General features: G+C 65.5%; 12 protein-coding genes. 10 read left to right on the top strand and 2 right to left on the bottom strand.

Features of this window, described 5'->3' with window-relative positions; genetic code table 11:
* Window positions 1-38 precede the first annotated feature (38 nt).
* The 4 genes from recG (at window position 39) to MJ606_RS03205 (ending at window position 5,057) form a co-directional block, all read left to right on the top strand.
* Complete coding sequence (gene recG, locus MJ606_RS03220) at window positions 39-2,159, top strand: ATP-dependent DNA helicase RecG (protein WP_243047965.1); 2,121 nt, start codon at window positions 39-41, stop codon at window positions 2,157-2,159.
* A 70-nt stretch (window positions 2,160-2,229) separates the two neighbouring features.
* Entirely contained in the window at window positions 2,230-3,156 is a 927-nt protein-coding gene (locus MJ606_RS03215; RefSeq protein WP_243047964.1) for a nucleoside hydrolase, read from the top strand.
* Window positions 3,157-3,263: 107 nt separating this feature from the next.
* Entirely contained in the window at window positions 3,264-3,509 is a 246-nt protein-coding gene (locus tag MJ606_RS03210) for a type B 50S ribosomal protein L31 (RefSeq protein ID WP_243047963.1), read from the top strand.
* A 252-nt stretch (window positions 3,510-3,761) separates the two neighbouring features.
* Window positions 3,762-5,057, top strand: a complete 1,296-nt coding sequence (locus MJ606_RS03205; RefSeq protein WP_243048575.1) for a citrate synthase — start codon at window positions 3,762-3,764, stop codon at window positions 5,055-5,057.
* A 99-nt stretch (window positions 5,058-5,156) separates the two neighbouring features.
* On the opposite strand, the gene MJ606_RS03200 is transcribed toward MJ606_RS03205, so the two are convergent.
* The gene (locus MJ606_RS03200; protein ID WP_243047962.1) at window positions 5,157-5,831 is read right to left on the bottom strand and encodes a hypothetical protein; all 675 of its coding nucleotides are present in this window, start codon (window positions 5,829-5,831) and stop codon (window positions 5,157-5,159) included.
* A gap of 69 nt (window positions 5,832-5,900) precedes the next feature.
* Window positions 5,901-8,423: a penicillin-binding protein 1A gene (locus MJ606_RS03195; RefSeq protein WP_243047961.1), complete on the bottom strand. Its 2,523-nt coding sequence runs from the start codon at window positions 8,421-8,423 to the stop codon at window positions 5,901-5,903.
* A 249-nt stretch (window positions 8,424-8,672) separates the two neighbouring features.
* Here MJ606_RS03195 and MJ606_RS03190 point away from each other — a divergent pair, with 249 nt between their 5' ends.
* The 6 genes from MJ606_RS03190 (at window position 8,673) to MJ606_RS03165 (ending at window position 14,999) form a co-directional block, all read left to right on the top strand.
* Window positions 8,673-9,731, top strand: a complete 1,059-nt coding sequence (locus tag MJ606_RS03190; protein WP_243047960.1) for a pilus assembly protein PilM — start codon at window positions 8,673-8,675, stop codon at window positions 9,729-9,731.
* Complete coding sequence (locus MJ606_RS03185; protein ID WP_243047959.1) at window positions 9,731-10,411, top strand: PilN domain-containing protein; 681 nt, start codon at window positions 9,731-9,733, stop codon at window positions 10,409-10,411. Before MJ606_RS03190 ends, MJ606_RS03185 begins: the two co-directional genes overlap by 1 nt.
* Window positions 10,411-11,127, top strand: coding sequence for a type 4a pilus biogenesis protein PilO (pilO, locus tag MJ606_RS03180; RefSeq protein WP_243047958.1), 717 nt, complete (start codon window positions 10,411-10,413; stop codon window positions 11,125-11,127). The genes MJ606_RS03185 and pilO overlap by 1 nt, the downstream gene beginning before the upstream one ends.
* Window positions 11,124-11,666 (top strand): pilus assembly protein PilP, encoded by a 543-nt coding sequence (locus MJ606_RS03175; RefSeq protein WP_243047957.1) that lies wholly within the window; start codon window positions 11,124-11,126, stop codon window positions 11,664-11,666. The genes pilO and MJ606_RS03175 overlap by 4 nt, the downstream gene beginning before the upstream one ends.
* A gap of 56 nt (window positions 11,667-11,722) precedes the next feature.
* On the top strand, window positions 11,723-13,846 hold the full coding sequence (locus tag MJ606_RS03170) for a type IV pilus secretin PilQ (RefSeq protein WP_243047956.1): 2,124 nt from the start codon (window positions 11,723-11,725) through the stop codon (window positions 13,844-13,846).
* A 157-nt stretch (window positions 13,847-14,003) separates the two neighbouring features.
* Complete coding sequence (locus MJ606_RS03165; RefSeq protein WP_243048574.1) at window positions 14,004-14,999, top strand: MoxR family ATPase; 996 nt, start codon at window positions 14,004-14,006, stop codon at window positions 14,997-14,999.

Raw genomic sequence — 14,999 nt, 5'->3', positions numbered from 1 at the left:
CGCTGCGCGCGGGAGTCGCGCTCGGTTAGGCTTCGCCGATGCCGCCTCGCAGCGTACGCGCCACCGCCACGCCTACTGCCGACCCCGGCGCCACCCCCGTGTCGGCGTTGCCGGGCGTCGGCCCGGCGCTGGCCGAGGCACTGGCGCGATTGGGCCTGGAGCGCGTGCAGGATCTGTGGTTTCACCTGCCGCTGCGCTACGAGGACAAGACGCAGGTCGTCGCCATCGCCGACCTGCGCCCCGGCGAGCGGGCGCAGGTGGAGGGCGTGATCGAGGCGGTGGAGCGGGGCTTCCGTTACCGGCCCCAGCTCAAGGTGGCCATCAGCGATGATTCGCAGCAGACGCTGGTGCTGCGCTTCTTTCACTTTCGTCGCAGCCAGTCCGACCAGCTGCAGCCCGGCGCGCGCCTGCTCTGCTACGGCGAAGTGCGCCAGGGCTCGCAGGGCCTGGAGATGGTGCATCCGCAATACCAGCGGCTCGCCGGCGACGAGCTGGCGGTGGTCGACGAACGGCTCAGCCCGATCTATCCGACCACCGAGGGGCTGGGACAGAAGCGCCTGGCCGGGGTGATCGCCAAGGCGCTGGCGCTGCTGCCGCCGGAGGCGCAGCTGGAGCTGATTCCCACGGCGCTGTGCGAAGCGCATGGACTCACCTCGCTGCGCGCGGCGTTGCTCTACGTGCACCGGCCACCGCCGGATGCCCATCTGGGCCAGCTCACCGCCGGCCGCCACCCGGCGCAACAGCGGTTGGCCTTCGAGGAATTGCTCACCCAGCATCTGAGCCTCAAGCGCATGCGCGCCGCCGTGCGTCGACGCCACGCACCCAGCCTGCGTGGCACCGGGCAACTGCGCGAGCGTCTGCTGGCCAGCCTGCCGTTTGGCCTCACTGGCGCGCAGCAGCGGGTTGTTGCGGAAATCGCCGCCGATATCGCGCAGCCCAAACCCATGTTGCGGTTGGTGCAGGGGGACGTGGGCAGCGGCAAGACCATCGTGGCGGCGCTGGCCGCGCTGGCTGCGGTGGAGTCCGGCCAGCAGGTGGCGCTGATGGCGCCCACCGAGTTGCTGGCCGAGCAGCACCTGCATCACTTCCGTCACTGGTTGACGCCGCTGGGCATCGAGGTGGCTTGGCTGGCGGGCAAGGTGGCCGGCAAGGCGCGACAGCAGGCGCTGCAACGGGTGGCCGAGGGCGCGCATGTCGTCATTGGCACGCATGCGCTGATGCAAGACGGCGTGACCTTCGGCCAGCTCGGCCTGGTGATCGTGGACGAGCAGCATCGCTTCGGCGTGCAGCAGCGCCTGGCATTGCGCGACAAGGGGGCGGATCGGGCATCGGGCCTGGTGCCGCATCAGCTGGTGCTTACCGCCACGCCCATTCCACGCACGCTGGCGATGAGCGCCTATGCCGACCTCGACGTGTCTGCCATCGATGAACTGCCGCCGGGGCGCACGCCGGTACAGACCATTGCGATTTCGAATGCGCGACGCGTGGAAGTGATCGAGCGCATCCACGCGGCATGCCTGGAAGGACGCCAGGTCTACTGGGTATGCACGCTGATCGAGGAGTCCGAACAGCTGCGCGCGCAAGCGGCGGAGGTGGCCCATGCCGAGCTTTCCGCCGCGCTGGCCGACTGCCGCATCGGCCTGATCCACGGCCGCATGAAGCCCAGGGACAAGCAGGCCGTGATGGACGCGTTCAAGGCCGGCGAGTTGTCCGTGCTGGTGGCGACCACGGTGATCGAAGTGGGCGTGGACGTGCCCAATGCCAGCCTGATGGTGATCGAGAACAGCGAGCGGCTGGGGCTGGCCCAGTTGCATCAGCTGCGCGGGCGAGTGGGGCGTGGCGCCGTGGCATCCAATTGCGTGCTGCTGTACCAGCCGCCACTCGGACAACTGGCGCGCGAGCGCCTGCAGGTGATGCGCGAAACCAACGATGGTTTCCGCATCGCCGAGAAGGATCTGGAATTGCGTGGCCCCGGCGAAGTACTGGGCACGCGACAGACCGGCCAGCTGAGTTTCCGCATCGCCGACCTGGCGCGCGATGCGCATTTGCTGCCGGCGGTGCAGGAGGTGGGCGCGCAACTGCTGTCGCAGCATCCGCAACAGGCCGAGCAGCTGATCGTGCGCTGGATCGGCGGCGCGGCGCGCTACGTCCACGCGTAAGCGCCATCGGGGTTTGCGCGGGGCGCGCGAGCTTCTAAGCTAGCGGGTTCGACCCCAACGACGAAGCACCATGAGCAAGCCATCATTGCTGATCGATACCGACCCGGGCGTGGACGATGCGCTCGCCATCCTGATGGCGCACGCGCACGCCGATGTCAGCGGGCTGACCATCGCCGCCGGCAATGTGGGCCTGGGGCACACCGTGCGCAATGCGCGCACGCTGGTCGATCTGGTGGGCGCGCCGACGCCGATCTTCGCCGGCTGCCCGACACCGTTGGTGCGCATGCCCGAGGAAGACGCCGTGCACGTGCATGGTGCCGATGGCCTGGGCGATGTCGGCTTTGCCGAGCCCAAAGCTGTGGCGTCCGCCGAGCATGCCGTGCAGGCGATCCTGCGCCTTACGCGCGAGCAACCGGGCCTGACGCTGGTGGCACTGGGGCCGTTGACCAACCTGGCTCTGGCCGTGCGGCTGGACCCCGGCCTGCCGCAGCGCGTGAAGCGCCTGGTGATCATGGGCGGCGCGGTGACCGGCCTGGGCAACACCGGCAAGATCCCCGCCGAGTTCAATATCGGCTTCGATCCGGAAGCGGCCCACGTGGTGTTCGAGGCGTTCCCGGCATTCGATCTGGTCGATTGGGAAGTGGTGCTGCGGCACGCCTTCACCGACGAGGAATTCGATGGCTGGCTGGCCGCTGGCGATGAGCGCGCGAGGTTCTTCGAGCAGGTGTTCCGCACCGCGCGTGCATTCAACCTCAAGCGCGGTCGCCGCGGCGTCATTGCCGCCGATGCGCTGGCGATGGCGGTGGCGATCGATCCAGGCATGGTCACGCGCAGCGAATCGCGTCACGTGGCGGTGGAAATGGATGGCCGGCTCACCCGCGGCGCCACCGTGGTGGACTGGACCGACCGGCTGGGTCAGCCCGCCAACGCGCGTATCGTGATGGAGGTGGATCAGGCCCGTTTCGGGGCCATGGTGCGCCGTGCGCTGGGGGCCTGAACGCCCCGCCTGGCGCGCCCGGACAGGCCAAGTCACTGACGGGCTTGCCAATGGTCCAGGTCTGTAGTTAAAATGCCGCTCTTTTCACCCACCGCTTTGAGTCAGTCATGAAGCCCGATATCCATCCGAATTATCGCCCGGTGGTGTTCCAGGACCTGTCGTCCGACTTCGCGTTCCTCACGCGTTCGACGATCGCCACCAAGGAAACCGTCAAGTGGGAAGACGGCAACGAGTACCCGCTGATCAAGGTGGATATCTCCAGCCATTCCCATCCGTTCTACACCGGCAAGCAGAAGTCGCTGGACACCGGCGGCCGCGTCGACAAGTTCCGTCGTCGCTACGCGCAGAAGTAATCGCGCGCTAACGCCTGCTGTGACGCTGCGATGACGTGGCGTTGACATGCACATCGCACGGGGCGAGCTCAGGCTCGCCCCGTGCTTTTTAGCGTCCGCCATCCGACCATCCGCTAGGGCATGTTCCCGAATCGATGTGCGATAATGGTGACTGAGGTGTCGCGATACTTTCCCCACGGCGACATCAACCCTACCTCGCCGGCCTCGCGCTATCGCGATACGCCGGCGATGACATACGTGAAGGAGGTTTCTGTGTCCGATTCCAAGATCGTCAAGTTGGTGGATGAGTCGACCAAGCGCAGCAGTGAATTGCCCCTGCTCAGCGGTACGCTCGGTCCCGCATGCATCGACATCGGCACGCTGTACAAGGACACGGGCCACTTCACCTACGACCCGGGTTACGGCAGCACCGCCAGCACCAAGAGCGCGATCACCTATATCGATGGCGACGAGGGCGTGCTGCTGTACCGCGGTTACCCGATCGAGCAGCTGGCCGAGAAATCCAGCTTCCTCGAAGTGGCCTACCTGCTGCTCAATGGCGAACTGCCGAACAAGCAGGAATTCAGCACCTTCGAGCACCAGATCACGCATCACACGATGATGCACGAGTCGCTGAAGAACTTCTTCCAGGGCTTCCATCACGACGCGCATCCGATGGCCATGCTGGCCGCTTCGGTCGCTTCGCTGTCGGCTTTCTACCATGACGACCTGGACGTCGATAACGCGGACGACCGCAAGCTGGCCGCGATCCGCCTGATCGCCAAGATGCCGACCATCGCCGCCGCCTGCTACCGCTATTCGATCGGCTGGCCGTTCCGCTATCCGCGCAACAACCTCGAGTATGTCGACCGCTTCCTGCACATGATGTTCGAAGTGCCGAGCGAACCGCTGGAGCTGAGCCCGGTGGCCGCCAAGGCGCTGGACCTGCTGTTCATCCTGCATGCCGACCACGAGCAGAATGCGTCCACCTCGACGGTGCGCCTGGTTGGCTCGACCGGTGCCAACCCGTATGCATCGATCGCCGCCGGCATCACCGCGCTGTGGGGCCCGGCACACGGCGGCGCCAACGAGGCGGTGCTGAAGATGCTCGAGGAGATCGGCACGGCGGACAAGGTCGAAACGGCCGTCAAGCGCGCCAAGGACAAGAACGACAACTTCCGCCTGATGGGCTTCGGCCACCGCGTCTACAAGAACTTCGACCCGCGCGCCAAGATCATCCGCGAGATGACCCACAAGGTGCTCAACGAGCTGGGCATCAACGACCCGCTGCTCGACGTGGCGATGAAGCTGGAAGAGGCTGCGCTGAAGGACGACTACTTCGTCGAGCGCAAGCTGTACCCGAACGTCGACTTCTACTCGGGCATCATCTACAAGGCCCTGGGCATCCCGACCGAGATGTTCACCGTGATGTTCGCCATTGCGCGCACCGCCGGCTGGATCTCGCATTGGATCGAACAGCACGAAACCCCAGGCTCGCGCATCGGTCGCCCGCGCCAGATCTACACGGGTTCGGACGTGCGCAACTACGTGCCGGCGGACAAGCGCTAAGCGCCCTTGCCGTCGCCGTAAAAAGAACGCCCCGGTCATGCCGGGGCGTTTTTTATTGCCTTGTTGTTGGCGGGAAGCGTGTCTTGCACGCGCCCTGTGTCAGCGCAATGCCGACGACAGCATCCGCTCGAACTCGTCTTCCTCGTCCGTGGTGGCCAGCAGTTCTTCTACCGCCGCCAGCGTGGCGCGGCGCATGGGCTTCTCGTCGATGCGATCCAGCGGAGGTTGCCGCAGCGCATTGCGTGGCAGCACGGTGAGGTCGAACGGAAGGTTGTCGGCGGAAAAAAGCAGTACCGGATATTCCTCCTGCTCGTCCCGTGACACGCGCAGGCGTCGTGTCTGCTGGGTCAGGGGAACGCCACGCTCCTGCAGGAACAGCACCACGGTTTCGGGGGTGTCGCAGAACAGGTGCAGGCATACGGCCGAATGGGAGTCGGCGGTGCCGTCGAGCACGGCGCCGACCAGGCGAGGCTCGAAGCGCTCCAGGAAGCGCATGGCTTCGACGGCGGCCTCGCGGCGCTCCTGCAGCAACTGTGGCTGGCTGTCGGCGTGGAAGATGCGCTGGTGTTCACGCAGCGCCTGTTCGATCTCGTTGTTGCGCGGTAGTGCCTGCGCTTCGAGGATGCCAAGCCGCTCGGCGGCCTTGACCTTGGCGTGGTGGAAATCGCGGATGCCGTGCTCGCTCATCAATCGCGCCGCCTCCTGGGCGACGCGCTGGCGATTGCGCTGCAGACGGTCCTGCGCGTGGATGCGATGGTGTTCGCCTCGTGCCATGCCTCATTCCTCCGGAAAGCTGGCGTTCGCAAGGGCGAACGCGGTTGCCGGGCGATGGATCCCGGCTTGTCAGAAGATGTCGTAGGCGTGCTGCTGGTCCTGATCCTCCTGCTGCTGGTTGGCCTGGTTGCGCAAGCGATCCACGTCCTCCACCTTGAAGATCTCGGGCATGCTGTTCGGATCGCCCGCGCCGGCAGGCAGTCCGCTGGACCGGTCGATCTGCACCGTACTGATACCCGGCGGCATCGGCAAGGCCGATGACGGCTGGTCCTTCAAGGCCGCGCCCATGTAGGACATCCAGATGGGCAGCGCCGCCTTGGCGCCGAACTCGCCCTTGCCGAGCGAGCTGAAATCGTCGAAGCCCACCCACACGGCGGTGACCAGGTTGCCGTTGAAGCCGGAGAACCAGGCGTCGCGGTGGTCGTTGGTGGAGCCGGTCTTGCCGGCCAGGTCGTCGCGGCCCAGCGCCATGGCGGCCGAGCCGGTGCCGCGCTTGATCACATCCTGCATCAGCGAGGTGATCAGGTAGTCGTTGCGCACGTCGATGACCTGCGGGGCCAGTACCGGCGGATGCGCGCCGTCATGGGTGTCGGCCGGCAACACGGCGTCGCCGACCCCGGCCACGCTGCCCGAGGCGGGCGGCGCGACCGTGCTGGCGGCGGCCATGGCATTGGCCGGCGTGGTGCTGGCCGGCGGCGGGCCGGGAGGGCGGGTATCCAGCAGGCGCTCGGCGCAGGTGCGGCAGGCGCGTGCGGGGTTGGCGGCATACACCGGCTTGCCGTCGCGGTCGTCGATCTCGCTGATGAAGTACGGCGTCACCAGGTAACCGCCGTTGGCGAACACGGCATAGCCGCGGGCCATGCTCATCGGCGACACGGAGGCGGTGCCCAGGGCCATCGACAGGTTGGCGGGCAGCGAGTCGAGGCTGAAGCCGAAGCGGGTCACGTAGTCACGCGCGTAGCGCACCCCGATCGCATCGAGCAGGCGCACCGAGACCAGGTTCTTGGACTGGACCAGGGCTTCGCGCAGGCGGATCGGGCCGTCGAACTTGTCGTCGTCGTTGGACGGCGTCCACAGGCCGCCGGGCCGCGACGGGTCGGGCAGGGCCAGCGGTGCGTCGTTGACGATGGACGCCGGGGTAAAGCCCCGCTCGAACGCGGCCGAATAGATGAACGGCTTGAAGCTCGAACCCGGCTGGCGGGCGGCCATCACGGCACGGTTGAACTTGCTGCGCAGGAAGTTGAAGCCGCCTACCAGGGCCTGCAGGGAGCCGTCTTCCGGGTTGATCGAGGCCAGCGCGCCCTGGGCGGCCGGGATCTGGGTGAGCTGCCACTGGCCCTTCTCGTCGCGCGACACGCGCACGATATCGCCGCGCTTGAGGACGGCGGCCACGTTCTTGGGGGCTGCGCCGACGCGGGTGTCATCGATACGCGGGCGCGCCCAGCTCATGGCGTCCAGGTTCAGCGTGACCTGCTCGCGGCTGGGCAGGTAGATGCTGGCTTCGTTCGCCGAGACGGCAGTGACGATGCCAGGGTCCATGCCGGAGATATCGGTATAGCCGGCCAGCGCGCGGTCGAAATCGTCGTTGCCGGCGTCGGCGGCCAGCTCCTGGTGGGCCTCGGGGCCGCGCCAGCCATGGCGGCGGTCGTAGTCGATCAGGCCGGCGCGCACGGCATCCACGGCCGCCTGCTGGCGGCCGCTCTGCACCGTGGTCTTCACCACATAGCCCTCGGTGAGCGCGTCATTGCCCAGGCGGTCGAGCACCTGCAGGCGCACCATTTCGGCCAGGTAAGGCGCATCCACCTCGATGGCCGGTTCATGCGGGGAGGCGTTGTTGGCCTCGGCAAGGGCCTGTTCGTACTCTTCCTTGCTGATGTAGTGGTTTTCCAGCATCTGGCCCAGCACCCAGTTGCGGCGGGCGATCATGCGCTTGGGGTTGTTGAGCGGGTTGACCACCGAGGGCAACTGGAAGGTCGAGGCCAGGGTGGCGCATTCGGCCACGCTGAGCTGGTCCAGGGTCTTGCCGTAGTAGTACGAGGCTGCCGCCGCCACGCCGTAGGAGCGGTGGCCCAGGAACATCTTGTTGAGATAGAGCTCCAGGATCTGGTCCTTGGTCAGCTCGCTCTCCATGCGCAGGGCGATGAAGATCTCGGTCAGTTTGCGCGAGTACAGCTTTTCCGGGCTGAGGAAGAAGTTGCGCGCCACCTGCTGGGTGATGGTGGAACCGCCCGGCCCCTTGTCGCCGCCCGACGTGATGACATGCCAGCCGGCACGGGCAATGCCATGCCAGTCCACCCCGGGGTGCTGGTAGAAGCTGGCATCCTCGGCGGCCAGTACCGCATGCTTGAGCCGCTCGGGCACGTTGGCGATGGCGACCGGGATGCGTCGCGTCTCACCAAAGCTTGCGATCAGCTTGCCGTCCGCGGTGAGTACACGCAGCGGCACCTGCATGTGATAGTCCTTAAGGACATCCACTGAGGGGAGCCGGGGGGAGATCAGCCAGTACGCCACGCCAATGGCCGCAACGCCCAGCAGCAAGCCTGTAAAAGCCAGGACCAGGATCCAGCGCAGCAACCGCTTAAGAATTTGCATGATTTGGGTGTTTGCGAGACGTAAGTCAAAACAAGACAGAGTATAGATGTAGCAGTATCTGCGGCATGAACCGCGGGTGTCACAGCAAAAAACAGGCCATTCGACGGCTTTGTGCAAGTGTGGATGCCGTCACGCGAATGTGTCGAGAAAAAGCTCGTATACCATTGCTAATACATTAATTTTTGGTTTTAATGCCGGCGCGCACCTGCCAGTCATTGGTACGGGCGCACAGGGGCAAGGGGGAAAATCGTGGGGCTCTTTACACCCAAGAAGCCGCCGCTTGTTGGCGTCGATATCAGTTCGACTGCCGTCAAGCTGCTGCAGCTCAGCCAGGCCGGTGGCCGTTATCGCGTGGAACACTACGCGGTCGAGCCACTGCCCCCCAATGCGGTGGTCGAAAAGAACATCGTCGAAGTGGAGGCGGTGGGCGAGGCCATCCGGCGCGCGCTGGCGCGTTCGGGATCCAAGCTCAAGCACGCGGCGGCGGCGGTGGCCGGCTCGGCGGTGATCACCCGCATCATTCCGATGCCCAGTGAGCTGTCCGAAGACGACCTCGAAGGCCAGATCCAGGTCGAGGCCAACCAATACATCCCGTATCCGATCGAGGAGGTGAGCCTCGACTACGAGGTGCTGGGGCCGGTCCGCGACAACCCCGAAATGAACAATGTGCTGCTCGCTGCCTCGCGCACCGAGAACGTCGACATGCGCGTGGCCGCGCTGGACCTGGGCGGCCTCACCGCCAAGGTGGTAGACGTCGAGGCGTTCGCCATGGAAAACGCCTTCGCGATGGTGGCCGACCAGCTGAACGTAGGCCGCGATGCGCTGGTCGCCGTGGTCGATATCGGCGCCACCATGACCACGCTGTCGGTGCTGCGCAACCAGCGCACCATCTACTCGCGCGAGCAGGTGTTCGGCGGCAAGCAGCTCACCGACGAGATCATGCGTCGCTATGGCCTTTCCTACGAGGAGGCCGGCCGTGCCAAGCGCAAGGGCGGCCTGCCCGACTCCTACGAGAGCGAGGCGCTGGAGCCGTTCAAGGAATCGCTGGTTCAGCAGATCAGTCGCCTGCTGCAGTTTTTCTTCGCCGGCAGCGAATACAGCAAGGTGGATCAGGTGGTGCTGGCCGGTGGCTGCGCTTCGATCGAAGGCATCGGCCCGATGCTCGAGCAACAGCTCGGCGTGCCCTGCGTGGTGGCCAACCCGCTGGCGCGCATGTCGCTGTCGCCGCGCGTGCAGGCGCAGTCGCTGTCCCAGGACGCGCCCGCGCTGATGATCGCGGTCGGCCTCGCGCTGAGGAGCTTCGACTGATGGCACATATCAACCTACTTCCGTGGCGCGCCGAGCGCCGCAAGCAGCGCGAGCGCGAGTTCTTCCTGCAGCTGGCCGCGGCCTTCGTGGCGGCGGTGCTGGTGCTGTTCGTATGGGCGTTCTGGATGGACCAGCGCATCGACAACCAGACCGAACGCAACAGCTACCTGCAGGGCGAGATCAAACAACTCGACGAGCGCCTCGCCAAGATCAAGGATCTGGAAACCGTGCGTTCGCGCCTGCTGGCCCGCAAGCAGATCATCGAGCAGCTGCAGGCCAACCGCTCGCAGATGGTGCATCTGTTCGACGAGCTGGTGAAAACCATCCCGGCCAGTGCGCGCCTGGGCGGCCTCAAGCAGACCGGCGATTCGATGACGCTCGACGGCGTGGCCCAGTCCAACGCCAGCGTGGCCGAATACATGCGCAACATCGAGGCATCGCCGTGGATGGGACATGCCGACCTGCGCAAGACGGAGAACACGCATGGCGACTCGCGCATGCCGTACGCCTTCGGCCTGGATGTGGCGCTGAGCCGGCCCAAGTCGGACGAGAACGGCGACGACGCCAGCGACGATCACGCGCCCATCCTGCCCTCGGCCAATCCGGGTGCGGCCAAGCCCGCCCCCGCCGCCTCGGCTGGCAAGCCGGCGAGCCCGCAAGGTAACGGAGGAACCAAATAATGAAGTTCCTCAGCGACCTGCAAAATCTCGACCGCAACAACATCGGCGGCTGGCCGCAGTCGATCAAGATCTTCTTCACCGGACTGGTGTTCGTCCTGGTCGTGTTCTTTGGCTGGTACCTCTACGTCAGTGACCAGCAGAGCACGCTGGAGCAGGCGGTCGCCAAGGAAGAGCAGCTCAAGCAGGAGTTCTCGCAGAAGCAGGCCAAGTCGGCCAATCTCGAGGCGCTGCAGCAGCAGCTCGACGAAATGCAGGACATGCTGCGCCAGCTATTGCGCCAGCTGCCCAGCAAGACCGAGATGCCCGAGCTGCTGGTGGATATCTCGCAGACGGCATTGTCGGCGGGCCTGGAGACCGAGCTGTTCCAGCCGGGTCCGGAATCGCCCAAGGACTTCTATGCGGAGAAGCCGATCCAGCTGCGCATGGTGGGCACCTATCACCAGTTCGGTACCTTCATCAGCGGCGTGGCCTCGCTGCCTCGCGTGGTGATCCTGACCTTGCACGATGTCTCGTTGACGCCCAAGACCAAGGACGCCAAGGATGCGAAGGGCGCTCCGGTGGCCGCCAATGGCCTGCTGGTGCTGCAGGGTACGGTCAAAACCTATCGCTACCTGGAAGATGACGAGAGCGCCGCGGCCAAGGAGGCCAATGCCAAGTCGTCAGGTGGCAAGCCGGCAAACGGCAAGGCGGCCGCGAAGACAGGGGGCCAGAAATGAGCAAGTTGGCTGCCATCCGGTCCACTCGCGTGTTGCGTGTGCTGTTGGTGCTTGCTGCCGCGCTGGTGCTCGGCGGCTGCACTCGCGGCATGTCCGATCTGCGCGACTGGGTTGACCAGGAAAAGCACAAGAAGGGCGCGCCGGTTCCGCCGCTACCCGTGATCAAGACCTTCGAGACCTTCCAGTACAACGACCAGGATCGTCGCGACCCGTTCAGCCCGAGCACGGCCGAACTGCAGCAGGGCAACGCCAACAACGGTCCGCGCCCGGACGAGAACCGGGCCAAGGAGCCGCTGGAGATGTTTGCCCTGGACAGCCTGAAGATGGTGGGCACGGTGGGTACCGGCGGCGGGATGGAAGTGCTGGTGAAGGACCCCGGTGGCGTCATCCATCGCGTCCATCGCAATGAATACATGGGCCAGAACTACGGTCGGATCACCGCGATCAGCGAGGACCACATCGACCTGGTGGAACTGGTTTCCAACGGAAATGGTGGCTGGATGGAACGTCCCGCCAGCATCGCGCTCGGCGAGAAATGAGAAACACAGGGGCTGATGCAATGACCTACCAAATCCAACCTGTTCGGGGCCGTTTCATGCGCCAGGCTAGCCGTTACATGATCATGGGCCTGCTGACGCTGGGCGCCGTCTGGTCGAACACGGCGGCAGCCGCCACCAGCACCCTGAAGGAGATCAGCTACGACACGCTGCCGGGCGGCCGCATCGAGCTGCATCTGAACTTCGCGCAGGGGCCTGTGCCCGAACCGAAGATCTTCACGACCGGCAATCCGCCGCGCATTGCGGTCGACTTCGCCGACACCGACAACGCGGCGCCGCGGCATATCGATATCGGCAAGGGCTCGACCACCGGCGTCTCCGCCGTGTCGGCCGGTGGCCGGACCCGCGTGGTAGTGGAGTTGCTGCGCGACTCCACCTATCGCTCCCGCGTGGAAGGCAACAGCCTCGTGCTGACCGTGAACAACGGTACCGACGCGGCGACCACCACCACGGCAGCCATCATTGACCCATCCAAGGCGTTGCCGTCGCTGGCGACCGGGCCTGCGGTATCCAACATCGACTTCCGCCGTGGTCCCAATGGCGAGGGTCGCATCCTGATCGACTTCAGCGGCGCCGGCGCCAACGCCGACATGAAGCGCCAGGGCGACAAGGTCGTGATCGACATAGATCACGCGAATCTGCCCGCCAACCTGGCCCAGCGCCTGGATGTGCTCGACTTCGCCACCCCGGTGCAGACCATCGTCACCAAGGCTGGTGTCCGTGGCGGTGCGCACATGGAGATCGCCATCAAGGGCCAGGTGGACACCTCGGCCTACCAGAGCGGCAACCAGTACGTGGTCGAAGTCGCTCCCAAGAAGAGCGACAAGGCGCCCGATGGCAAGCTGGCCAAGGGCCAGGATCCGGTCTACAGCGGCAACCGCGTCACCTTCAACTTCCAGGACATCCCGGTGCGCTCGGCGCTACAGTTGCTCGCCGACATCTCCAACCTGAACCTGGTGGCTTCCGACACGGTGGGCGGCAGCGTCACGCTGCGACTGGTCAACGTGCCGTGGGACCAGGCGCTGGATGTGGTGTTGCGCGCCAAGAGCCTGGACAAGCGCCAGAACGGCAACGTGATCTGGATCGCGCCGCAGGAAGAGCTGGCCAAGTACGAGCAGAGCATCGCCGATGCCCGCCTGAAAGCCGAAGACAATGCCCAGCTGGTGACCGACTATGTGCCGATCAGCTATGGCAAGGCCAAGGACATCGCCAAGCTGCTGACCCAGGGCAGCCTGCAAAGCCAGGGCGGTGGCAGCGGCAACACCAATGCGTCGCGCGGCTTCCTGTCTTCGCGTGGTAGCGTGTCGTTCGACGAACGCACCAATACCCTGCTGATCAACGACAACCCGCAAAAGATCCGCGAGCTGCGGGACCTGATAGCCGTGCTCGACAAGCCGGTGCAGCAGGTGCTGATCGAGTCGCGTATCGTGATCGCTACCGACAACTTCACCCGCGACCTGGGCGCCAAGTTCGGCTTGCAGGGCAAGAAGGTCAATTCCAACAATACGATCTCCACGGGTGGTGTCGATGGTGGCGACGGCACCACCAGCGGCCTCAATGTGAACCTGCCAGTGAGCAGCCCGGCCGGCAGCTTCGGCCTGGCCATCCTGGGCAAGAACTACGCACTGGATCTGGAACTGTCCGCTGCGCAGACCGAAGGCCGTGGCGAAGTGATCTCCAGCCCTCGCGTGATCACCGCCAACCAGCAGGAAGCGGTGATCCGCCAAGGCCAGGAAATCGGCTACGTCACCTACCAGAACAGCGCCACCGGCGCGGCCGGCAGCGGCACCGCCACCGTGCAGTTCAAGGACGCGGTGCTGGAACTGAAGGTGACGCCGACCATCACTGCCGACAACCGCGTATACCTGATGATCAACGTGAAGAAGGATGCGCTGGACTCCTACATCACGGTACCGGGCAGTGGCCAGGTGCCGACCATCGATACCCGCGAGATCAACACCTCGGTGCTGGTCGACAATGGTCAGACGGTGGTGCTGGGCGGCATCTACGAGATCACCAAGCAGAACACCGCGACCAAGGTGCCGGGTCTGGGCGACATCCCGGGTATCGGCATCCTGTTCCGCAACACCTCGCGTGAAAGCGACAAGGCGGAGCTGCTGATCTTCGTGACGCCGCGCATCCTCAGCGAAAGCCTGCAGTAACCGGGATTTCCATGCGGTTCGAAAAGGGCGGCTCCGGCCGCCCTTTTCTTTGCGGCGAGCTTGGGGGCGCCGGTTTACCGCAGCCGGAAGTCATGGGGATTAAACTTCCGGCGCGCCCGAAGGTCTTAGATGGCGCCAAATCATGATGGAACCCCTGATGGACATGCCCGAGGCCCAGCCCGTATCTCGCCTGCAAGAGGCTTTTCTGCACGTTCGCGACGAGCTGCGACGCAGTGTCATCGGCCAGCCGCACCTGATCGATTGCCTGCTGGTGGCCTTGCTCGCGGATGGCCACCTGCTGGTGGAGGGCGCGCCCGGCCTGGCCAAGACCACCGTGGTCAAGGCGCTGGCGGCCCATGTCGAGGCGGATTTCCACCGCGTGCAGTTCACCCCGGACCTGCTGCCGGCCGACCTCACCGGCACCGACGTGTTCCGCCCGCAATCGGGCAGCTTTGAATTCGAGCGTGGCCCGCTGTTCCACAACATCGTGCTGGCCGACGAGATCAACCGTGCGCCGGCCAAGGTGCAGTCGGCCCTGCTCGAAGCCATGGCCGAGCGGCAGATCACGGTGGGGCGCAGCACCTGGCGGCTGCCTGAGCTGTTCATGGTGATGGCCACGCAGAATCCGATCGAGCAGGAAGGCACCTTCGCTCTGCCGGAGGCGCAACTGGATCGTTTCGTGATGCATGTGACCATCGGCTATCCCGATGCCGCGGCGGAACTGGCGATCCTCAAGCTGGCGCGCGAACAGGCGCGTCACAGCCTGCACCCGGCGCCCGCGCCGCGCCCCAGCCTGAGCCAGGCCGACGTGTTCAACGCGCGCGACGCCGTGCTGGCCGTGCACATGGCGCCGGCGCTGGAGGAATACCTGACCCAGCTGGTGCTGGCCACCCGCAACGCGGGTGCCTACGGGCCGGAACTGAAGCGCTGGATCGCGTGGGGCGCCAGTCCGCGCGGCACCATTGCGCTGGATCGTTGCGCCCGCGCACACGCATGGCTGGCCGGTCGCGACTACGCCTTGCCCGAAGACGTGCATGCCATCGCGCATGAAGTGCTGCGCCATCGCGTGCTGCTCAGCTACGAGGCGGAGGCTGAGGGCGTGCGCAGCGACCAGGTCATCCGGCGCGTACTGGACCTCGTGCCGCTGCCGTGA

This window comes from Dyella sp. RRB7 (genome assembly GCF_022761115.1).
In the GTDB taxonomy this organism is placed as follows: domain Bacteria; phylum Pseudomonadota; class Gammaproteobacteria; order Xanthomonadales; family Rhodanobacteraceae; genus Dyella.
The sequence above is the reverse complement of the archived record's forward strand: the minus strand, read 5'-3'. Positions and strand labels throughout refer to the sequence as shown.

Coding starts and splice junctions, on each gene's coding strand:
- recG (WP_243047965.1), top strand. CDS start 39: ATGCCGCCTCGCAGCGTACGCGCCACCGCCACGCCTACTGCCGACCCC.
- MJ606_RS03215 (WP_243047964.1), top strand. CDS start 2,230: ATGAGCAAGCCATCATTGCTGATCGATACCGACCCGGGCGTGGACGAT.
- MJ606_RS03210 (WP_243047963.1), top strand. CDS start 3,264: ATGAAGCCCGATATCCATCCGAATTATCGCCCGGTGGTGTTCCAGGAC.
- MJ606_RS03200 (WP_243047962.1), bottom strand. CDS start 5,831: ATGGCACGAGGCGAACACCATCGCATCCACGCGCAGGACCGTCTGCAG.
- MJ606_RS03195 (WP_243047961.1), bottom strand. CDS start 8,423: ATGCAAATTCTTAAGCGGTTGCTGCGCTGGATCCTGGTCCTGGCTTTT.
- MJ606_RS03185 (WP_243047959.1), top strand. CDS start 9,731: ATGGCACATATCAACCTACTTCCGTGGCGCGCCGAGCGCCGCAAGCAG.
- pilO (WP_243047958.1), top strand. CDS start 10,411: ATGAAGTTCCTCAGCGACCTGCAAAATCTCGACCGCAACAACATCGGC.
- MJ606_RS03175 (WP_243047957.1), top strand. CDS start 11,124: ATGAGCAAGTTGGCTGCCATCCGGTCCACTCGCGTGTTGCGTGTGCTG.
- MJ606_RS03170 (WP_243047956.1), top strand. CDS start 11,723: ATGCGCCAGGCTAGCCGTTACATGATCATGGGCCTGCTGACGCTGGGC.
- MJ606_RS03165 (WP_243048574.1), top strand. CDS start 14,004: ATGGACATGCCCGAGGCCCAGCCCGTATCTCGCCTGCAAGAGGCTTTT.